This window comes from Vreelandella zhaodongensis, from assembly GCF_013415115.1.
Lineage (GTDB): Bacteria > Pseudomonadota > Gammaproteobacteria > Pseudomonadales > Halomonadaceae > Vreelandella > Vreelandella zhaodongensis.
Genome location: NZ_JACCDD010000003.1, coordinates 74005 through 94101, shown reverse-complemented (window position 1 = coordinate 94101; position 20097 = coordinate 74005). Strand labels below are relative to the sequence as shown.

Here is a 20097-nt window from a genome sequence, read left to right as displayed (position 1 = left end):
AGCAATGGGTTGAGCCTCTTTGGCTGCCAGTATAGCGCTGCGTTAGTGTCAGGGGCTACCAACGCTTAGGCCGCACGAGCTTGTTGCTTGGGCTTTTCAGCCTCTTCTTTAAAGCGGTGCCACTGTCGCGGATGAGCAAACAGACGCTGTCCACGGCGCATCTCAAGCTGTTCGAAATCAGCGTGGCGCACAGTGGCAAGCCACGGTTTTGCCAGCCAGTCGGCTTCCAGCTCAACGCGCACTTCTGCACCTACTGGCGAAATAGCAGTAATCGTCACTGGTAGGTGGCTCTCTGCGCTGGGTTGCTGGGCAAGGCGCACTTCGTGGGGACGTAGCAATAGCTCTTCGTCGCCATCGGGTAGATCAACGTTCAGGCGAGCATCGCCGCAGGTAAGTATGCCATTGCTTACCTTGCCTTCTAAGTGATTAACGTCGCCTAAGAACTCAAACACAAAGCGATTTTTTGGCGAGCGGTAGAGCGTTTCAGGCGTATCTATTTGCTCAATACGACCATTGCTCATCACAACGACGCGGTCGGATAGCTCTAGCGCTTCTTCTTGGTCGTGGGTGACAAACACGCTGGTAAAGTTGAGTTCTTCATGCAGGCGGCGAAGCCAGCGTCGCAGATCCTGGCGTACCTTGGCATCCAGCGCACCAAAGGGCTCATCCAGTAGCAACACATCCGGCTCTACAGCTAAGGCACGGGCAAGCGATACTCGCTGCTGCTGGCCACCGGAAAGTTGAGCGGGCAGGCGATTGGCTAAGTGTTGCAGCTGAACCATTTCCAGCAGCCTAAACACCCGTGCGCGAATCTCACCACTGGACGGGCGGCGCTTTCTAGGCATCACCGTGAGGCCAAACGCAACGTTGTCGTACACACTCATGTGGCGAAACAGCGCGTAATGCTGAAACACAAAGCCGATACGGCGGTCGCGTACGTGAACGTTGGTGACGTCTCGGTCACCAAATAGTATCTTGCCTGGCTGGGGGGAGCGGTCAGCAGTCTCCAGGCCAGCAATAATGCGCAGCAAGGTGGTTTTTCCTGAGCCAGACGGGCCAAGTAGGCCGACAAGTTCGCCTTCATGGATGTCTAGATTAATCGGCTCCAGTGCCTGGGTTTTGGCAAAGTGCTTGGCAATGTTCTGTAGACGAATACTCATAAATACGCCTCCCGGCGCGATGCGCGCCATTCAAGGCCTGCCTTGGCCGCAAGAGTGAGCAGGGCAATAAGCGCTAGCAGCGCGGCACTAGCAAACGCGCCCACCGCGTTATAATCCTGATAAAGCTGCTCTAGATGCAGCGGCAGCGTGTTTGTCTTACCACGAATAGCCCCTGCGACCACGGAAACCGCACCAAACTCACCTACCGCACGTGCGTTGGTAAGAATAATGCCATACAGCAGTGCCCAGCGAATGTTGGGCAGCGTGACGCGCCAGAAGGTGGTCCAACCGCCAGCGCCGAGGGTCACGGCGGCTTCTTCTTCGCGTGAGCCTTGCGCCTGCATGAGCGGAATCAGTTCCCGAGCGACAAACGGGCAGGTAACGAAAATAGTCACCATTAAAATGCCGGGCCAGGCAAACATTAGCTGAATGTCGTAAGCATCCAGCCAACCGCCGATCCAGCCGTTTCGCCCATAGAGCAGTAAATATATAAGGCCAGCTACTACTGGAGACACCGCAAATGGAATATCGATCAGGGTCTGCAAAATGCGCCGCCCTGGAAAGCTAAAGCGGGTGACTAGCCACGCCAGTGCGACGCCAAATACTAGGCACACTGGAATGGTCAATAGTGCAATGACCAGCGTCAGGCCAATCGCGTGTAGGGTAAAGGTGTTGCTGACGTTGGCCCAAAAGACCATCACGCCCTGGGAGAATGCCTGAGCAAAAATAGCCACCAATGGCAATAGCAAAAACAGCGCTGACAAAAACAGCGCAGTGCCAATTAATAAACGCCGCACCGCGGGAGCATCACCAATCCGACGCATTATCCCTTCCCTCCATGCAGGCGACGCACAAAGCGGCCTTGCCAAATATTGATCGCCAGTAACAAGGCTAACGATACGAACAATACCACTGAGGCAATCGCCGACGCGCCGGCATAGTCATACTCTTGAAGCTTGACGAAGATCATCAGCGCGGTGATTTCTGTTTCGTAGGGCATGTTACCGGCAATGAAGATAATGGCTCCGAATTCACCCAGCGAGCGCACAAAAGCAAGACCGGTACCGGTGACGAGTGCCGGCCACAAGTGCGGCATGATCACGCGACGAAACGCCACGCCATCGGTTGCACCAAGAGACATCGCGGCCTCATCGACCTCTGCAGGTAGGTCTTCCAGCACCGGCTGTACGGTGCGAACCACAAAGGGAATGCTGGTAAACGCCATGGCCAGGGCAATACCTACCCAGGTATAAGCCACCTGGAACCCTAAGGGCTCCAATAGGCTACCCATCCAGCCGCTGCCAGCGTACAGCGTGGCGAGCGTGATACCAGCCACCGCCGTCGGCAGGGCAAAGGGTAAATCCATCAAGGCATCTAATAAGCGCTTGCCGGGAAATTCGTAGCGAACCAGCACCCAGGCAAGCAGCAGCCCAAACACCGCATTCACCAACGCTGCCACCGCGGCGGCACCGATGGTCACCATATAGCTAGCGACCACTCGGCCTTCCGTAATAATGGCCCAATACTCGGCAAAGCTAAGCCCTGCCAACTGGCCAAACAGGCCAGTAATTGGCAGCAGCAGTACCAGCGAAATGAACAAAACGCTGATACCCATAGAAAGGCCAAAGCCCGGCAGCACGCGTGCGCTGCCGGACCGCCATATTGCAAGCTGGCTCATGAGGCTCCGTTAACGACGCTGCAGTTGATCAAGTAGGGCACCACCAGCAAAGTGGGTTTCCATGGCCTCTTCCCAGCTGCCGAACACATCTTCTACCTCAAACAGCTCTGTGTCGGGGAAATGGTCGGCAAATTCCGCGACCACCGTTTCGTTATGGACGCGGTAATTAAAGCCGGCCAGCTGGCGCTGGGCATCTTCGCTATACAAATACTCAAGGTAGCTCTGGGCTAGGTCTTGGTTGCCGTTACGTTCAGCGTTGGGGCCAACTACCGCTACAGGGAATTCAGCCAGTACACTGACCGGTGGCACAATGACTTCATAGTCGTCGCTGCCATACTCACTGCGAATATTGTTAACTTCTGACTCAAAGCTGATTAGTACATCACCAATGCCGCGTTCAATAAAGCTGGTGGTGGCGCCGCGGCCTCCTGTGTCAAACACGGCGACATTACGCAGAAACGTGCGCATGAAGTCATGAATTTGTTCTTCGTCACCGTCGAATTCGTTTTCCGCAAAGCCCCAGGCAGCTAGGTAGGTATAGCGGCCATTGCCTGATGTTTTCGGATTGGGAAACACCATGCGAACATCTTCTTTAACAAGATCATCCCAGCTTTCAATACCTTTGGGGTTACCTTTACGCACTAAGAATGCGGTGGTGGAGTAGTAGGGCGACGCGTTATTGTCGAACGCTTCCTGCCAGTCTTCGGCGACTAGCCCTGCATCTGCCAGCACTTGTACGTCAGTGACTTGGTTAAAGGTAACTACATCGGCGCGTAGACCTTGCATGATCGCGCGGGCTTGGGCGGAAGAGCCGCCGTGCGACTGACTGATATCAATCTCTTCGCCGTGTTCCTCTTGCCACCATGCTTGAAACTCAGGATTAATCGCGGAAAAAAGCTCGCGGGCAATATCATACGAAGAGTTGAGTAGCTCGCGTTCCTGAGCCATGGCTGAACTGGAAACAGCCGTCCCAGCAACCGCGGTGCCAACGGCAATCGCCAGCAGGTTGCGACGTAAGCCGGTGCGTAAAAAGGTAGATAGCGTCATAGGGGACTCCTGGCATTTTGGGGGCGATTTAATCGCAATGACGCTAAGGTTAAACCTGTGATTGTGGAATTACAATTATGTTTTATATTCTATTTTAGAATATGAGTGTGTGGCTTTACGCTGTTTTCGCGGCCTATAGGATGGGGCTTCATGGGTGGCTCTGGTAAGATATCCGCCTTCCTTTCCCCGTTTACCTAGGAATGCACTATGAGCGCTGAGCAGGACTTCCTGATTGCCCCTTCGATTCTTTCCGCTAACTTTGCGCGGCTTGGCGAGGAAGTCGACAATGTGTTGGCAGCTGGGGCCGACATTGTCCATTTCGATGTCATGGATAACCATTATGTGCCGAACCTAACCATTGGTCCGATGGTATGCAAAGCGCTGCGCCAGCATGGTGTGACGGCGCCTATTGATGTGCACTTAATGGTCAAGCCGGTTGATCGCATGATCAGCGACTTTATTGATGCAGGGGCGAGCTACATCACTTTTCACCCGGAAGCATCTGAGCACATTGATCGCTCGCTGCAGCTGATACGTGATGGTGGCTGTAAAGCTGGGCTGGTGTTTAATCCTGCAACACCACTTTCGTACTTAGATTATGTGATGGACAAAATCGACATGGTGCTGTTGATGAGCGTCAACCCCGGTTTTGGTGGTCAGTCGTTTATCCCCAATACGCTGGATAAACTTCGCGAAGCACGCGCCCGTATCGATGCCTCGGGTCTCCCGATTCGCTTAGAAATCGACGGCGGCGTTAAGGTAGACAACATTGCCGATATCGCTGCTGCGGGTGCCGACACCTTTGTCGCTGGCTCGGCTATTTTCAATGCTCACCAAGCCAGCGATCGGCACGGTTATGACTCCGTGATTCAGAAGCTACGCGAAGCGCTGGCAAAGGTTAACGGTTAAGCGAGAGGCTTAATGCAGCTTCATACGGGGCTTTAGGTAACGGTTGAGCTTATCCACCAGCCACGCCAGCCCCGTTTTGGGTGCTCCATGTATGGAGAGCTGATGCATACGATAAAGCGACGCATAGGCTCGTCGTGCCAGCCAGCCCTCCAGAAATAAACCGCGTGATGCGGAGCTGCGCATCAAACTGCCCACCGCATCATAGCGCGCCAGAGAAACCAGCGATCCATGGTCGCGATAGACGAAGTCTTTCAGCGGTTTGTTATCGAGTAGTTCAACTAAATTCTTGGCGAGTAATTTTGCCTGTTGGTGGGCGGCCTGAGCGCGGGGAGGCACCGTGCTGCCTTCGCCTTGAGGACAGCTGGCGCAGTCTCCCATGGCAAAAATATGCGGGTCATCGACGCTTTGCAGGGTTTGATGAACGTTAACTTGGTTTTTCTGATTGGTGGTTAGGTCAAGTTCAGCCAAAAATGGTGGTGCTTTGATGCCCGCTGCCCACACGTTTAGGTCGGTTTCGATAACCTCGCCATCGCCGGTCACCAGTTGATACTGCTGAGCCTCTTGAATGGCGGTGCCTACATGGACGGCTACCCCCATTTTCTCTAGTTCTTGCTGCACCGTTTCGCTGATGCGTTCTGATAAGCCAGGAAGTAGACGCGGCGCAGCTTCGATGAGATGCACGCTAATCGTTTGGTGGTCAGTGGCCGTCACGCCATAAGCGTTTAGTAAGCGGGAGGCATCTAACAGTTCTGCCGAAAGCTCAACCCCCGTCGCTCCGCCGCCGACGATGCCAATGGTCAGCTCTTTATGCTGGCGAAGCTCTGGGTCGGTATAGCGCAAAAAGGTGTTGATCATATCGCGCTGAAACGCCTTTGCCTGCTCGGGTGAGTCGATAAAGTGGCAGTGGTCGGCAACACCTTTCGTTCCGAAGTCATTGGAAACACTGCCCAGTGCTAACACGAGGTAGTCATAGGTAAGCTCTCGGGCAGGGAGTACCTCGTTGTTGTCGTCATCCAGGAGTGGCGCTAAGTGAATGACTTTTCTCTGCCGGTCCAGGCCATTTAATGAGCCGTGCTGGTAGCGGTAATGGTGTGCCGAAGAGTGCCCTCGGAAATCAACTTCATCCATGCTGGAGTTCAGTACCCCAGTCGCAAGTTCGTGCAAAAGTGGTTTCCATACGTGGGTCGTGTCGCGGTCAAGCAGCACAACCTCTGCTCGCTTTTTCTTACCTAACGTACGTCCAAGGCGAGTGGCGAGGGCAAGCCCACCGGCTCCGCCGCCAACAATCACTATTCGGGGGATGGCCATTACTTTCTCCTAGTCTAATGTAGCCACAGCATAGAACCTTACGGCATGTCTGGCGACGCACTAAATGGTTAAGATAACAAACCGGTTAAGATAACAAACAACGGTGGCGATTGTTTTTGATCGACGGTGATGGTTAAACACAGCGCTACTTTTGCATAGGGAGGGAACAGCGTGCATGCCATTTTGCAGGGGAAGCGGTTAATTGCGTTTGATTTAGACGGTACATTGATTGATTCAGTGCCAGATTTGGCGGTAGCGGTTCAACGCACCCATAGTGATTTGGCGCTGCCAATACCGGCGCAAGAGCAGGTGTGTGATTGGGTAGGTAACGGTGCTCAGGTGCTGATGGAAAGAGCGCTTACCTGGGCACTCCAGCGGGCTCCGGATCAGGCGCTAAAAAAAGCGGCCTACGAGGCCTTTATGCGCCATTATGGGGCTGCTCCCAATGCACTAACTCAGCTCTATCCAGGCGTACAAACAACACTTAATGCGCTGCATCAGTCAGGCTACTTTTTGGCACTGATTACCAATAAACCAGCGCGCTTTATCGCACCGATTTTGAACCATTTTGAGCTACAGTCGCACTTTGCCTACTGTATTGGCGGGGATTCCCTGGCAGAAAAAAAGCCTAGCCCGTTGCCGCTGTTACATGTTGCTCATCAGTTAGATATTGCCCCTTCAGCAAGTGTTATGGTCGGTGATTCGCGTCATGATATAGCTGCAGGCAGGGCTGCTGGCTTTGCTACTGTGGCGGTACCATATGGTTATAATCATGGCGAGCCGATTGAGCACAGCCAGCCAGATGTATTGATCAGCTCGCTACCAGCGTTGGTCTCGGGCTGACCTCTTAACTACTCTTCGCGAGCACCGCCAAGTGCTTCATGGAGGAGGTTGGCGTTGTGCTGCAGCATAGCAGGGTAATTATAAGCGGGGCCGTCGGAAGCACTCAGTGCATCCACATATAGAGGCCCGCTGAGTGTTAGTTCGGCATCCCTGGCTAACGCATCCATATGGATAGAGGGGGCGGTGCTCTCATGAAACAGTGCTGGCGGGCGTTTTTCTATTAAACGCTTACTCATAGTCTCCATAGCATGTGCGCTGCCTAACGTTTCGTGGTTAACGCCCCAAATAGCGGCGTATTCGAAATTATAAGCGCGGGCAAAGTAGGCCATGCCCGCTTCGCTGGTATAGAGCACGCGGTTGGTTTGTGGAATACCATCCAAACGCTCCTTCAGTTGCTGATCTAGCATTGCTAAAGCATCGCGAGCCTTGGCTGCACGGGTGTTAAATGCCTCTGCCTTTTCTGGATAGTGCTGTGAAAGGGTGTGGGCAATGACATCGATATACGCAGCGGCTCCTTTGGGGTCCATCCACATATGTGGGTCAGGATTGTCTTTATACTGCCCTGTGCTGATCGGCAGGGGGGCATAGTCTGCATTTTCAGCCAGGGCGATGAGCGTGAGCGTATCGTCTGACATTGCTTCAACGTGACGCATCCACGGCTCTAATCCATAGCCGTTATAAAACACAATGTCAGCCTCTTCGACGGCAAGTACATTGGGAGGCGTCAGCTCCCAGCGGTGGACATCTTTATCAGCGGGCACGATCGTATTAACACGAATAGTGTCGCCAGCCACCCGTTCGACCAAATCTTCGATCACTGAAAACGAGGCGATGACGTTGAACGAGGAATCACTCATAGCAGGAGTGCTATTAACCGTCGCCACCAATAAGAGCGTGATTATCCAGGGGGGGTGCTTGTCCATGCCACGCTCCTAACATATTAAAAAGACGGCAGATCATAAAGACAGTACAGGCTCGTTACCAGTTTCATTATGGGACACAAACTTCTAATCCCCAGGGTTGCCAAGGCTAGGACATCAAGGCAGCGTCTTACGTTTTACCCATCCAGAGTTGCTGAGAATACGTGTTGCATTTTTTGCGCCTGCTTGGTGGGCGAGCCTCTTTTACAATATGAATAGTAGTGCGTCTCATTGGTGTTAAAGTAGCGCTATTAAATCTACGTGGCGGGGCTAATGCCCAAAAGTTACAATCCAGAACCGAAAGAAAAATCTCAGTTGATAGAAAATTTGGGTAACATTCTGGGTGACGTTCGCTAATTTCATGGTTGATATTTAAGGTAATCAAGTGCTTAAGTTTCCCAGGGTGTTGATGATCGATAATTACGACAGCTTCACGTTCAATATCGTCCAGTACCTGGGTGAGCTGGATGCTGAGGTAATGACCTATCGCAATGATGAGCTCACTCTGGAACAAATTGACGCCTTAGCGCCTACTCATTTAGTTATTTCACCGGGGCCATGCACGCCCAATGAAGCGGGAATTTCGCTGGCGGCGATTGCCCACTGTGCGGGTAAGCTGCCTATTTTAGGTGTTTGTCTTGGGCATCAGGCGATTGGACAAGTCTACGGTGGTAAAGTGGTGCGGGCTCCTCAGGTGATGCATGGCAAAACCTCTGCCGTGGTACATAGTGGGCAAGGTGTTTTTAGCGGGCTTGAAAACCCGCTAGAAGTGACCCGTTATCACTCGTTAGTGGTAGATAAAGCAAGCTTGCCGGATTGTTTTGAAGTCACCGCTTGGACAGCAGACGATGATGTTACACCAAGGCTGATAATGGGCTTTCGTCATCGTAGCCTGGATGTTGAAGGGGTTCAGTTTCATCCTGAGTCTATACTGACTCGCCAAGGTCATGCGTTATTGGCTAATTTTTTAACACGCGGCTGATCGCCAAATTTATACGCTTTAGGGGCTTTTCTGTTCATGCAAATGCGAGATGCAATTAACGCGGTGATGCGCCGCGAAGACCTCTCTTTCGATTCGATGCACGCGCTAATGCGCCAGATCATGACCGGTGAAGCCTCCGATGCGCAAATTGGCGGCCTGCTGGTGGGGCTTGCCATGAAAGGTGAAAGCGCCGAGGAAATTAGCGCGGCTGCCCAGGTAATGCGCGAGTTGATGAAACGGGTAGTGCTGCACACCGAAAACGTAGTGGATATTGTCGGCACCGGTGGTGATGGTGCGAACCTGTTTAATGTCTCTACAGCGGCTAGTTTTGTGGCAGCTGCTGGGGGCGCTCATGTGGCCAAACATGGTAACCGCAGCGTCTCCTCGTCGTCGGGTAGCGCAGACCTTTTCGACATCGCCGGTATTTACCTTGATCTCAAACCTGAGCAAGTGGCTCGCTGTATCGAGCAGGTAGGCGTGGGCTTTATGTTTGCCCCCAATCACCACCCAGCCATGCGCTACGCGATTGGTCCGCGCCGGGAGATGGGGGTGCGCACGCTGTTTAACATCCTTGGCCCGTTGACCAACCCCGCCAGTGCACCTAATCAGGTGTTGGGCGTTTACTCGCTTGAATTAGTGCCGTTGATGGCTGAGGTGCTCCGAAAGCTCGGCAGCCGCCACGTGCTAGTGGTGCACTCTGAAGATGGGTTAGATGAAATTTCGTTGGCTGCACCTACGCGGGTGGCTGAACTGAAAGAGGGCGAAATTACCGAGTACACCATTACGCCAGAAGAGCTGGGTATTGAGCGTCAAAGCCTGACACCACTAAAAGCGACCAGTGCTGAAGATAGCCTGCGGTTAGTGAAAGACTCGCTTAGCGGCGAAGGTGCAGCGGCGGATATAGTAGCACTCAATGCTGGAGCAGCGCTTTACTGCGCGGGTGTGGCTGATAGCTTAAAAGAGGGCGTGATAGTGGCTCAAGATTCACAGGCCTCCAAGCTGCCGCTTGAAAAGCTTAAAGAGCTTTCGCACTTCACTAGCGTCTTTAAAGGATAAACAATCCAATGACTGATCAGGCAACGCCAACCATTTTAACGCGTATTTTGGCTCGTAAAGACGAAGAAGTCGCCGAGCGCCGGCAGGCGGTATCTGAAGCAGATCTGCTGGCGCTGGCCGACAAGCAGAGTGCTCCCCGTGGTTTTATCGACGCGCTGAATGCCCGCATTGCCGCAGGCGACGCGGCGGTTATCGCTGAAATTAAAAAAGCCTCGCCTTCCAAAGGCGTAATGCGTGAGGATTTTCATCCTGCGGATATCGCTAAACGATATGCAGAAGGTGGTGCAGCTTGCTTATCCGTATTGACGGATGCGGACTTTTTTCAGGGGCATGAGGACTTTCTGATCGCTGCCCGTGATGCGTGTGACCTGCCCATCATTCGTAAAGATTTTATTACCCATGGCTACCAAGTAACCGAGGCGCGTGCCATCGGTGCAGACTGTATCTTACTGATTGTGGCTGCCCTCGACGACACCCAACTGCGCGATCTGCACCAGCAAGCCAATACGTTAGGCATGGATGTACTGGTAGAAGTACACGACGCTGTCGAGCTAGATCGTGCCCTGGCGCTGGATCTGAAGTTGGTGGGTATCAACAACCGCAACCTGCATACGTTTGAAACCAGCCTGAATACCACCGTAGACCTTCTGCCGCGCATCCCCGAAGGTGTCACGGTCATCACGGAATCCGGCATTCATACCCGAGATGACGTGGAGCTCATGCGTGACCACAATGTGAATGGGTTTCTGGTCGGCGAAGTTTTCATGCGAGAAGAGGATCCAGGCCTGGCGCTGAAAAACCTGTTTTTTTAGCGAGGTGACCACGAACAGTGCCAATGTTTGCTAGGTGCGAATGTTTGTGCTCGGTGCCCATGCTTGCTAAGCGCTGGTGTGGCTAATGGGGCAATTTGTTAACTTTTCTCAGGAAATGACTTTATGTTCCAACGTCGCCTTGGATTTGCGTTGCTGGTACTGACGCTGCTTACGTTTATCCAGGGCGGTGTCGCTATATGGGCAATAGATGGGGCTCGCCAAAAGGTAGAGCTTGGCCGTCTTTCCAGCGACTTACATACCGGTTTTATGGCTTTTTCGGATGCTAAAAACCGGTTGAGAACGTGGCTCGTTGACGCCCAAAATAACCCCAGCCCTGACCTTGATCAACGTGACTTCCTGCTTCAGGAAATGCGCTCTGACTTACAGCAGCTACATACCAACAGTGATCGATTAGCCGAACGCACAACACAAACGAATGAACAAGTGACCGCCTTAATTGAGGAGCGCAGAGCGGCGCTTGTGACATTCGACAAGCTTTTCCAAGCGTTGGAAACAACAGCCTTAGCGCTATCGCCTACATTAGCTACCGAACAGTTTGAGCAGGTTGATGGGCAAAGCCTACAAGTGGTGCTGGCTGACGCGCTGGCGCGCGAACGCACGCTGCTTGCGCAACAGCGTAGTGATGCAGACCGCTCGCTGCAGCAGCTCATTATGTGGGCCGTATTAGCGACCATTACGCTCACACTCACGATTATGGGGGTATTTGGGTACTTTGCGCGTGCGTTGCGGCGGCCTGTGCATGAACTTGTAATGGGGGCAAAAGCTTTTCAGCGTGGTGAGTTGACGCATCGGCTAGATGAAAATATGCGCGATGAATTTGGTCGTGTTGCGGCGCGTATGAATCTGATGGCCGATGAATTGAGCCAGCACCGTCAGGCTGAGCAGGATCGACAGCAGCACCTGGAAGATCTGGTTGAGTTACGTACCCGAGAACTTGAGCAGGCGCTTGCTAGTCTGCAGCAGTTAGGTAATCAGCGCCAACAGCTGCTGGAAGACATCAGTCATGAACTGCGTACGCCGACAACGTCGATTCGCGGAGAGGCCGAGATTACGCTGCGAGGAAGCAAACGCAGCGAAGCCGAGTATCGTCAGGCATTACAGCGTATTGCCAGTGATGCCGCTCATCTGGCGGATGTTATCAGCGATTTGCTTACCATGGCCAGGAGCGACATCGTGGAGTGGCAGGTGCAGCGTCATCCTCTTGACCCTAGCGTGCCTCTAAGGGATGCGATTGGTCAGGCCTCCACATTAGGCAGGCTTCGCAATATAACCCTGCATAGTGAGTCGTTAGCGGCAGCGACAGTGTTAGGCGATGCCCAGCGGTTGCAGCAGATGTATGGAATATTGTTAGACAACGCGGTTCAATACTCCTACCCCGGCGGGGTGGTCACCATCACGGCCACCATTGAAGAACAGCAAGGTGAAAAGGTGTGGGAGTTGTGCATCGGTGATCAAGGGATTGGTTTGGAAGGCCAAGACGCCCAGCGGCTTTTCGAGCGTGGTTATCGAGGTGTGCAAGCGCGCAATCATCGCCCTGATGGACAGGGAGTGGGGTTGGCGATTGCTATGCTATTAACTCGTTTACATGGTGGTCAGCTGTGTCTTGAAGCCTCCTCAGCGGGGGGATGTGTCGCTCGCCTTCAACTACCTGTGCACACAGCCAGTACCAGCTCTGCAGGCATAGCATCATAGCGTTGTTTTGACTGCCTCGAGCGCTTATATGAGTAATGACGATGCACATTATTATGGTTGAGGATGACCCACGTATTCGTGACTTTCTAAGCCGCGGCTTAACGGCAGAAGGGCATCGTGTGGATGCGTTTAGTGAAGGGCAAGCCGCGCTGCTGCACATTATTCAATGCGCTCGGTCTGCTGATACACAGCCCGTGGTGATTTTGGATCGGCTGTTACCTGATATTGGTGGGATAGAGATATGCCGGAACCTGCGAACGGCCGGGGTTGCATTCCCTGTGCTTATGCTTACCGCGCTTGATAGTATCGAGGATCGCGTCTCTGGACTTGAGGCGGGGGCGGATGACTATTTGGTTAAGCCCTTTGCATTTGAAGAACTGTTGGCAAGGCTAGGCGCGTTGACACGCCGCTACAAAGGCCATGACGTGGTGTTTGACAAAGTGCTATGCGTGGGAGATCTCTGCCTAGACCGAGAGCAGCGTTGTGTGACCCGTGGAGGCCATCGTATCGAATTAACCCCAAAAGAGTTGGCTATACTGGAGTTATTGATGTCGACGCCAGGTAAGCTCTATAGTCGAGAGCGGATTCTGGCTAGTGTCTGGGGGGCTCATGAAGACCCGCTAACCAATATCGTGAATGTTTATATCCGTCGGCTACGCAGCAAATTAGACGCTCACGGTTCAGGTGATTCATTGATTACAACCCAGCGCGGCTTCGGTTACCGTATTGATGATATGACGACTGGGTGATGACGCCGTTAATTCTATTCACCTTGTGTTAATGAAACGCTACTTCGCTATTAATACTGCGGTGACCTCGATGAAAGCTTGGCTGGCTTACATTAAACGTGTTCGCTCTAGTAACTTTCTAGTGATTCACGATGGAGATACCAACATGTTCAAGACTCTTATTACAGGCGCAGTGTTAGGTCTTAGCGTAGGCGCGGTTTCACTAGCCAATGCTAACAACGTCACTCATTTAGGTGGTGATATAACCGAAGAACAGGTGCTAGCAGCGCAGCAAGCGTGGGGCGAAGCACTGGTAAACATTGCAAACACGTATGAAAGCGATGGCATAGAGGCCGCTAGTGAGTTGGCTCAATCCGTCATTGAGAGTGCTTATGGATACGAGATGGGGCCAGTACTCTTTAAGCCGACACTAGCTGCTGCGCCACAAACCTTCCGTACTACCCCTGAAGGCGCGCTAGCTTACTTTGTGGGCCATAGCGATGAGTTCCCCAACGACAGCGGCTTTGCGCTGAAAGGCTGGCAGGAAGTTACCATTGATAACGCGGCGATTTTCATCAGTGGTGATACAGCAATGACCATGGGCAACGTTTCTATTCTGGATAGCGAAGGCAACACCACCATGGTTGATAAGACCTGGGGTTACCAGTTAGACGATGAGGGCGAGCTGCGTATCGTATTGCACCATTCATCGTTGCCTTTCACGGAGTAACGCATCTGGCGGTTGCCAGGCTCATTGAAAGACCAATTGAAAAACAGGGGCTTACACCGCGTGTAAGCCCCTTTTTCGTTAATAGCAGTTTGTTGTGTGCTAAGGGCTACGCAAGCATACCAGCAACGCCTGAAGCGGGTGGGGTAGGGCTTGTGCTGAGTAGTGTTTTACCTGGCTACGGCAGGAGTAGCCTGTGGCGAGCAGCTTGCCTGCGTTTTCCTTGGCTTCCACCTGGGGCTGCCAGGATTGGGCGTAGATTGTCTTCGATGTGTCGACATTACGGGTTTCATGCCCGTAGGTGCCGGACATCCCGCAACAACCGGTCGCCATTAGCTCAAGCTCTAAACCAAATGCCGCAAACACCTGCCGCCAGGCGTTGGGGCTGCCCGGTGCGTTGGTCTTTTCGGTGCAGTGAGACAGCAGCTTAAAGCCAGGGTCGGTTAGCGTAAGCTGGCTAGGTGCTAGCGTGTTAATACGGGTGGCTAGCCACTCTTGCAGCATCAGCACGTTGGGTACTTGCTCGGCACCTAAGGATTTAACGTACTCCTGGCGATAGGTCAGCGTCATGGCGGGGTCGATACCCACCATCGGCACCTCAAACTCTGCCAACGCCCGCAGGCGCTTGGCCTGTTTTTCCGCCGTGCGCTCAAAGGCGCCTAAAAAGCCCTGTACCTGCAGCGGTTTGCCGTTGGCAGAAAACGGCATCACAAACACCCGCAGATTCAGCCGCGACAGCAGTTCCACCACATCCATCACCAGCTTGGCTTCAAAGTGGCTGGTGAACGCATCCTGGACAATAATCACGCTGTTAGCGCGCTGCTGCTCAGTGAGTAGTGCCAGGGAGGTGGGCGTGGCTTCGGCGATGCCCCAAGCCCTTAGCTGCTTTTTCACGCTGGCACGGGAAAGCTGCGGAGAATCACTCATCCCCAGCCCTTTGCGCATCAAGCTGTCCACCCAGCGCTGGTTGAGTAGGGCGTTATACAGCGGCGCGATCTTGGCAAGCGTTGGCAGCATGAATTCGGTGCCACCAATGATGTAATCGCGCAGCGGGCGCAAATAGCGGCCGTGGTAGACCTCTAAAAACTGCGAACGGAACTGCGGCACGTTGACCTTTATGGGGCACTGGCCTGCGCAGGATTTACACGCCAAGCAACCCGCCATGGCGTCATACACCTGGTGGGAGTAGTCGTGGTGTTGCTGCTTGCTAACGGTGTTCATGACCCGGCGGGGAAAGCTTTTAACAAAGCCCCAGCCGTTTTCGGCTTTTTTCTTGCGCGACTCTTCCACCACATCGATACCCGCCTGGGTTTGTAGGCGTAGCCACTCACGCATCAAACTGGCGCGGCCTTTGGGCGAATGCACACGGTCACGGGTAGCCTTCCAGGAAGGGCACATGGGGTCATCAAGGTCGTAGTTATAACAGGCACCATTGCCGTTGCAGTACACCGCCGCGTCATAGGCCTGCCAGGCACGTTCATCAATGGTGCGATCCAACTGGCCGCGCAGGGTGACGCCATCGACCGTTAACAGATCAGGGTCGCTGTCTTTGGCGATTAGTTCATGGCCTTCTGCGGGCGACGCAATCTTGCCGGGGTTTAGCTGGTTATGCGGATCAAAGGCTGCTTTAACGCGCTGCAGGCTGGGGTACAGCTCACCAAAGAACTTGGGGCCGTACTCCGAGCGCACGCCTTTGCCGTGTTCTCCCCATAACAACCCGCCGTACTTCTGGGTCAGGGCTGCCACTTCATCGGAAATCTCACGAATCAGTTTTTCCTGTTGGGGATCTTTCATATCCAGCGCTGGGCGCACGTGCAGCACCCCCGCATCCACATGGCCAAACATCCCGTATGAAAGTTGCCTAGCATCCAACGCGGCGCGGAACTCAGTAATAAAGTCAGCCAAGTGCTCCGGTGGTACGGCGGTATCTTCCACAAACGCAATCGGGCGTTTCTCGCCCTGCACATTGCCCAGCAAGCCCACCGAGCGTTTACGCATGGCGTAGACTTTTTGGATCTGCGGACGGCCTTCGGCCAGGGTGTAGCCTAAACGCTCGACGGCCACATCGCGACCAAGGTGCTCGGTAAAGGAGCGAACCCGTTCGGCCAAGCGCTCAGGATCATCGTCATTAAACTCGATCAGGTTAATGCCACGAATCGGCGTACTGCCGGTGGCGGGGAAAAACTCAGCTACGCTGTCCCAGACAAAGTCTTCCATGGCCAACTGCAACACGGTGTCATCGATAGTTTCAATCGAGGTTGGGCGCGCGCTTGAAGTCATCAGTGCCTTGGCATCGCGCAGCGCGTCCATAAAGCCTGGGTAGCGCACATTAACCAGCGTGGCGTGCTTAGGGATCGGCAGCACGTTCAATACCGCTTCATTCAAAAAGCCCAGCGAGCCTTCCGAACCACACAGCAGACTGTTCAGGTTCAACTGGCCTTTTGCTTCCCGCAGATGCGCCAGATCGTAGCCGGTTAAGCAGCGGTTAAGTGGTGGGAATTTCGCTTCAATCAGCTCACGCTGTTGGTCGATAATCTCAGCCGCAGTGGTATGCACGCGGCCAAGAATGCCTTCCTGTTGGCACTCAGCCTGTTCTTCTTCAGCGCTAAGCGGGCGGCTGTGCAGATGCTGTCCCCCCAGCAGAACCGTGTCCAGTTCCAGCACATGGTCACGGGTTTTGCCGTACTCGCAGCTGCCCTGGCCGCTGGCATCGGTGGAGATCATACCGCCGATGGTGGCACGGTTAGAGGTGGACAGTTCCGGGGCAAAAAACAACCCATGGGGCTTCAGCGCCGCGTTGAGTTGATCCTTCACCACGCCCGCCTGAACGCGCCCCCACCGTGCCTCTACATCGATCTCGAGGATCTGATTCATATGGCGGGAAACGTCCACCACGATACCGTCGGTCAACGACTGGCCGTTAGTACCCGTGCCGCCGCCCCGAGGCGTGAGCACGATATCGCGGTGGGGCAGCTCAGCAGCCAGCTTGGCGAGGCGCTCAAGATCTTCCGCGTGCTTAGGAAACACCGCCGCCTGGGGCAGGCGTTGGTAAATCGAGTTATCCGTTGCCAGCACCGTGCGGTTGGCGTAGTCCGGGGCAATCTCGCCTTCGAAACCGCGGGCGCGCAGGGCTTCGAGGAAACGCAGGTAATCGGGGGTAAGGCGTTCAAGTGAAGAATTTCGAGAGTCAATGAATGCCATCATGATGAATGTTTTGTCACTAAAGTGAAGTAAATAAAACGCCGTTATGGCGCTTAAAAGTTGGGCAAGCTTACGTTAAGTAGCGTGATGCTACATCGATAAAATAGGCATTTAAGACCATAAAACGGTCATTTAGAAAATTGTGTTAAACGCATAAAGTGGTTTGTGATACTAGTTAGTTTACTTGCTAACTTGCTGCTTATTAAACTGATATTTTCTGAGCAGCGAATTCATCTCGAGAGGTGGGGTGGTGAGAAACTGGCACATTAGGCGTTTTTCTATTGCTTAATGTCGTTTAATTGCCAGTACCCTTGTCTGAATTTCAATAGCCTAGACATACATTTGCTTACTAATAATCACAACATATCGGGGGTGTATAGATGGAGTGGATCCATTATGCGGTGTCTAATTTCGATGTGCTTATAGCGCGCACGATTGAGCACATTGTCCTTGTTGGAATAGCTGTCGGCATTGCGACGCTGACAGGGGTACCTATCGGTATTGCCATAACCAAGAATGAAAAAATGGCGAAAACTGTTCTCTACATCGCTTCCATTATTGTCACCATCCCATCTATTGCCTTGTTTGGCATCATGATACCGATCTTATCCATCGTCGGGCATGGTATTGGATACGTGCCTGCGGTTATTGCTGTTTTGCTATATTCGCAGCTCCCTATTATTCGCAATACCTATACCGCGATAAATAACGTCGATCCAGCACTTCGTGAAGCGGCTCGTGGTATTGGTATGAGCCAGAATCAGCGCCTACAAAAAGTTGAGATTCCCTTGGCTGTGCCAGTGATCATGGCGGGCGTGCGCACGGCGGTCGTGCTTAACATCGGTGTCATGGCTATTGCTGCTTATATAGGCGCGGGTGGGCTAGGTACCTTCATTAGTCGTGGCATTTCTCAGTCAGACCCACGTCAACTTATCTTAGGCGCCATTGCCGTCAGTCTTCTGGCAATCATTGTTGATTACGCGCTGCTATACCTCCAAAAGCGATTGACGCCCAAGGGTATGGAACAGGTGCCTGCCTGTAACTGATGTAGCCCTTCAGCCCTCATTTAACAAAAAAGGATACCAGCATGATTCGACTGGATAATCTAACGAAGGTTTTCGATACACCAAAAGGCGCGGTGGTTGCTGCTGATCATATTAATATGGAAGTGCCCACTGGTGAGATATGCATTTTGCTGGGACCTTCCGGATGCGGCAAAACTACCACGTTGAAGATGATTAATCGCATCGTGCGCCCTACCTCTGGCAAGGTCTTTATCGATGATGAAGACACGTCTTCGCTGGATACGCAGACATTACGACGCAATATTGGCTATGTCATTCAACAGATAGGCTTGTTCCCCAATATGACTATCGAGGAAAACATTACGATAGTGCCTAAGCTGCTTGGATGGGATAAAGCCAAATATAAGGAAAGGGCTAGAGAGCTGATGCGCATGATTGCACTAGAGCCTGATGCTTTTCTCAAACGTTATCCTAGCGAGCTGTCGGGTGGCCAGCAGCAGCGAATCGGTGTCGCTCGGGCCTTAGCCGCAGATCCCCCCGTCATGTTAATGGATGAGCCCTTCGGAGCTATCGACCCCATTAATCGCGCAGTGATTCAAGATGAGTTCTTGAAGATGCAGCAAGAACTCAAGAAAACCATCATGTTTGTTAGTCACGATATTGATGAGGCCATCAAGATGGGAGACCGCATTGCGATCTTCCGTGACGGCCATTTAGTGCAATATGCCACCCCTGATACCTTGTTAGCCGCGCCGAAAGATAGCTTTGTTGAATCATTTCTTGGCGAAGACCGCGCTCTTAAGCGGCTTAATTTAATCAATGTTCGGGAAGTTGTAAGCACTAATTTCGAAACGGTTTCACCCCGCGATAGTCTGGAAAGTGCGCTGCAAACGCTCGATAAGTGCGGCTACCAGCATGCTATTGTGATGGTCAACGAAGAGCGTCAGCCAGTTGGTATTATCCCGCGCGCAGTGGCTCAAGTGAGTAAAGGCAGTTGTCATGACTATGCCCAAAAGGTGCCGGCTGTCGTGAATGTTAATGACGATCTGCGTAAAGCGGTATCTTTGATGCTTGCGCATGATATCACTTGGCTGCCTTGTGTTGATGATGAAGGCCGCTTGTGTGGGCATATCACGCAGCGTGCAATGACCCACCATCTTGGCGCGCGTTTCCGTACTCAGCAAGCCACTGCAGAACTTGCCGATCCGATGGCAGAGGAGTGAGCTAATGCCCATTCAAAGTCTTAAAGGGGTGTTCCGCGTACTGCTCCTGGTGGCCATCTTTGTAGCCGGAGCTTGGAGCTATGCAACAGGCGTTATTGAAGAGTTTATATTCTATTTGCCAGATATTCAGTTCCTCACCATGGAGCACTTGTGGCTTACAGCCATTTCTGGGTCACTGGCAATCCTCGTCGCGATTCCGTTAGGTATTCTGCTTTCCCGCCCGAGTATGGCGCGCTGGGCAGAATCTGGCATGCAGGTGCTCAATATTGGTACAACGATACCAACGTTAGCTGTGCTTGCGTTATCAATGAGCCTTCTCGGTATCGGTGTTGTGCCTGCGGTATTTGCACTGTTTGTTGCCACGCTGTTGCCCATTACACGAAATACCTATACGGGACTCAAAGGGGTATCTCCAGCGCTAAAAGAGGCTGCGTCAGGTATCGGTATGTCGCCAGCACAGCGGTTAATCCGCGTTGAGTTGCCTAATGCACTGTATGTCATTTTTGCTGGCATCCGGACAGCGCTGGCGATCAATGTAGGCACTGTGCCGCTAGCATTCCTGATTGGTGCTGGTGGGCTGGGTGAGTTGATTTTTACCGGTATCGATCTTTACAACCCTTTGATGATGTTGGCAGGCGCTATTCCAACCGCCATGCTTGCCATTATGGTTGATGCCTTGATTGCCAGTATTGCCTTTTTAGTTGTACCCCGCGGGGTTAATCCCGCCCGTCGAGCTGCGCACGCGTAGCAGCTGCGCAATAATAA

At 52.9% G+C, this 20097-nt stretch carries 18 protein-coding genes; 11 read left to right on the top strand and 7 right to left on the bottom strand.

The window, feature by feature from the left end; all coding sequences use genetic code 11:
- Positions 1-65: 65 nt before the first annotated feature.
- The 4 genes from HZS79_RS06910 to cysP are packed head-to-tail and all read right to left on the bottom strand — an operon-like array spanning position 66 to position 3885.
- Positions 66-1160, bottom strand: coding sequence for a sulfate/molybdate ABC transporter ATP-binding protein (locus HZS79_RS06910; RefSeq protein ID WP_162219388.1), 1095 nt, complete (start codon positions 1158-1160; stop codon positions 66-68).
- Entirely contained in the window at positions 1157-1984 is an 828-nt protein-coding gene (gene cysW / locus HZS79_RS06905) for a sulfate ABC transporter permease subunit CysW (protein WP_162219387.1), read from the bottom strand. Before cysW ends, HZS79_RS06910 begins: the two co-directional genes overlap by 4 nt.
- Positions 1984-2838 (bottom strand): sulfate ABC transporter permease subunit CysT, encoded by an 855-nt coding sequence (cysT, locus tag HZS79_RS06900; protein ID WP_162219386.1) that lies wholly within the window; start codon positions 2836-2838, stop codon positions 1984-1986. The genes cysW and cysT overlap by 1 nt, the downstream gene beginning before the upstream one ends.
- Before the next feature lie 9 nt (positions 2839-2847).
- Entirely contained in the window at positions 2848-3885 is a 1038-nt protein-coding gene (cysP, locus tag HZS79_RS06895; RefSeq protein ID WP_162219385.1) for a thiosulfate ABC transporter substrate-binding protein CysP, read from the bottom strand.
- 207 nt (positions 3886-4092) lie between these two features.
- Between cysP and rpe the strand changes: the two genes are divergently transcribed.
- The gene (gene rpe / locus HZS79_RS06890) at positions 4093-4794 is read left to right on the top strand and encodes a ribulose-phosphate 3-epimerase (RefSeq protein ID WP_162219384.1); all 702 of its coding nucleotides are present in this window, start codon (positions 4093-4095) and stop codon (positions 4792-4794) included.
- Between the two features lie 9 nt (positions 4795-4803).
- Here rpe and HZS79_RS06885 read toward each other — a convergent pair whose 3' ends face one another.
- Complete coding sequence (locus HZS79_RS06885) at positions 4804-6102, bottom strand: NAD(P)/FAD-dependent oxidoreductase (protein WP_179927424.1); 1299 nt, start codon at positions 6100-6102, stop codon at positions 4804-4806.
- Between the two features lie 171 nt (positions 6103-6273).
- Here HZS79_RS06885 and HZS79_RS06880 point away from each other — a divergent pair, with 171 nt between their 5' ends.
- Positions 6274-6945: a phosphoglycolate phosphatase gene (locus HZS79_RS06880; protein ID WP_179927423.1), complete on the top strand. Its 672-nt coding sequence runs from the start codon at positions 6274-6276 to the stop codon at positions 6943-6945.
- Positions 6946-6953: 8 nt separating this feature from the next.
- Here HZS79_RS06880 and HZS79_RS06875 read toward each other — a convergent pair whose 3' ends face one another.
- Entirely contained in the window at positions 6954-7868 is a 915-nt protein-coding gene (locus tag HZS79_RS06875) for a metal ABC transporter solute-binding protein, Zn/Mn family (protein ID WP_179927422.1), read from the bottom strand.
- A 406-nt stretch (positions 7869-8274) separates the two neighbouring features.
- Between HZS79_RS06875 and HZS79_RS06870 the strand changes: the two genes are divergently transcribed.
- The 6 genes from HZS79_RS06870 to HZS79_RS06845 all read left to right on the top strand — a co-directional run bounded on the left by HZS79_RS06870 (position 8275) and on the right by HZS79_RS06845 (position 13886).
- A complete protein-coding gene (locus tag HZS79_RS06870) occupies positions 8275-8847 on the top strand; it encodes an anthranilate synthase component II (protein ID WP_162219427.1) in 573 nt (190 codons plus the stop codon).
- Positions 8848-8883: 36 nt separating this feature from the next.
- Positions 8884-9903 carry an anthranilate phosphoribosyltransferase gene (trpD, locus tag HZS79_RS06865; protein ID WP_179927421.1) on the top strand — a complete coding sequence of 340 codons (1020 nt, stop codon included), beginning with the start codon at positions 8884-8886 and terminating at the stop codon, positions 9901-9903.
- A gap of 8 nt (positions 9904-9911) precedes the next feature.
- Entirely contained in the window at positions 9912-10715 is an 804-nt protein-coding gene (gene trpC / locus HZS79_RS06860) for an indole-3-glycerol phosphate synthase TrpC (protein WP_162219379.1), read from the top strand.
- Between the two features lie 123 nt (positions 10716-10838).
- A complete protein-coding gene (locus tag HZS79_RS06855; RefSeq protein ID WP_179927420.1) occupies positions 10839-12428 on the top strand; it encodes a sensor histidine kinase in 1590 nt (529 codons plus the stop codon).
- 41 nt (positions 12429-12469) lie between these two features.
- Positions 12470-13177, top strand: coding sequence for a response regulator transcription factor (locus HZS79_RS06850; protein ID WP_162219377.1), 708 nt, complete (start codon positions 12470-12472; stop codon positions 13175-13177).
- Positions 13178-13322: 145 nt separating this feature from the next.
- Positions 13323-13886, top strand: a complete 564-nt coding sequence (locus HZS79_RS06845) for a metal-independent carbonic anhydrase family protein (protein WP_162219376.1) — start codon at positions 13323-13325, stop codon at positions 13884-13886.
- 99 nt (positions 13887-13985) lie between these two features.
- On the opposite strand, the gene ydiJ is transcribed toward HZS79_RS06845, so the two are convergent.
- Positions 13986-17087, bottom strand: coding sequence for a D-2-hydroxyglutarate dehydrogenase YdiJ (gene ydiJ, locus HZS79_RS06840; protein ID WP_179927419.1), 3102 nt, complete (start codon positions 17085-17087; stop codon positions 13986-13988).
- A gap of 377 nt (positions 17088-17464) precedes the next feature.
- Between ydiJ and HZS79_RS06835 the strand changes: the two genes are divergently transcribed.
- Genes HZS79_RS06835 through HZS79_RS06825 form a run of 3 tightly spaced genes read left to right on the top strand, consistent with a single transcriptional unit; the run spans position 17465 to position 20080 of the window.
- Positions 17465-18130 (top strand): ABC transporter permease, encoded by a 666-nt coding sequence (locus HZS79_RS06835; RefSeq protein ID WP_179927418.1) that lies wholly within the window; start codon positions 17465-17467, stop codon positions 18128-18130.
- A 41-nt stretch (positions 18131-18171) separates the two neighbouring features.
- Entirely contained in the window at positions 18172-19332 is a 1161-nt protein-coding gene (locus HZS79_RS06830; RefSeq protein ID WP_179927417.1) for an ABC transporter ATP-binding protein, read from the top strand.
- Between the two features lie 4 nt (positions 19333-19336).
- Positions 19337-20080, top strand: a complete 744-nt coding sequence (locus tag HZS79_RS06825) for an ABC transporter permease (RefSeq protein WP_179927416.1) — start codon at positions 19337-19339, stop codon at positions 20078-20080.
- Positions 20081-20097: the final 17 nt, after the last annotated feature.

Bases quoted from the DNA above. Each gene is read 5' to 3' on its own strand.
- ydiJ (WP_179927419.1), bottom strand. From the start codon at position 17,087: ATGATGGCATTCATTGACTCTCGAAATTCTTCACTTGAACGCCTTACC.
- HZS79_RS06870 (WP_162219427.1), top strand. From the start codon at position 8,275: ATGATCGATAATTACGACAGCTTCACGTTCAATATCGTCCAGTACCTG.
- HZS79_RS06875 (WP_179927422.1), bottom strand. From the start codon at position 7,868: ATGGACAAGCACCCCCCCTGGATAATCACGCTCTTATTGGTGGCGACG.
- cysP (WP_162219385.1), bottom strand. From the start codon at position 3,885: ATGACGCTATCTACCTTTTTACGCACCGGCTTACGTCGCAACCTGCTG.
- cysW (WP_162219387.1), bottom strand. From the start codon at position 1,984: ATGCGTCGGATTGGTGATGCTCCCGCGGTGCGGCGTTTATTAATTGGC.
- trpC (WP_162219379.1), top strand. From the start codon at position 9,912: ATGACTGATCAGGCAACGCCAACCATTTTAACGCGTATTTTGGCTCGT.
- HZS79_RS06885 (WP_179927424.1), bottom strand. From the start codon at position 6,102: ATGGCCATCCCCCGAATAGTGATTGTTGGCGGCGGAGCCGGTGGGCTT.
- HZS79_RS06845 (WP_162219376.1), top strand. From the start codon at position 13,323: ATGTTCAAGACTCTTATTACAGGCGCAGTGTTAGGTCTTAGCGTAGGC.
- trpD (WP_179927421.1), top strand. From the start codon at position 8,884: ATGCAAATGCGAGATGCAATTAACGCGGTGATGCGCCGCGAAGACCTC.
- HZS79_RS06825 (WP_179927416.1), top strand. From the start codon at position 19,337: ATGCCCATTCAAAGTCTTAAAGGGGTGTTCCGCGTACTGCTCCTGGTG.
- HZS79_RS06850 (WP_162219377.1), top strand. From the start codon at position 12,470: ATGCACATTATTATGGTTGAGGATGACCCACGTATTCGTGACTTTCTA.
- HZS79_RS06835 (WP_179927418.1), top strand. From the start codon at position 17,465: ATGGAGTGGATCCATTATGCGGTGTCTAATTTCGATGTGCTTATAGCG.
- HZS79_RS06855 (WP_179927420.1), top strand. From the start codon at position 10,839: ATGTTCCAACGTCGCCTTGGATTTGCGTTGCTGGTACTGACGCTGCTT.
- HZS79_RS06910 (WP_162219388.1), bottom strand. From the start codon at position 1,160: ATGAGTATTCGTCTACAGAACATTGCCAAGCACTTTGCCAAAACCCAG.
- HZS79_RS06830 (WP_179927417.1), top strand. From the start codon at position 18,172: ATGATTCGACTGGATAATCTAACGAAGGTTTTCGATACACCAAAAGGC.
- rpe (WP_162219384.1), top strand. From the start codon at position 4,093: ATGAGCGCTGAGCAGGACTTCCTGATTGCCCCTTCGATTCTTTCCGCT.
- cysT (WP_162219386.1), bottom strand. From the start codon at position 2,838: ATGAGCCAGCTTGCAATATGGCGGTCCGGCAGCGCACGCGTGCTGCCG.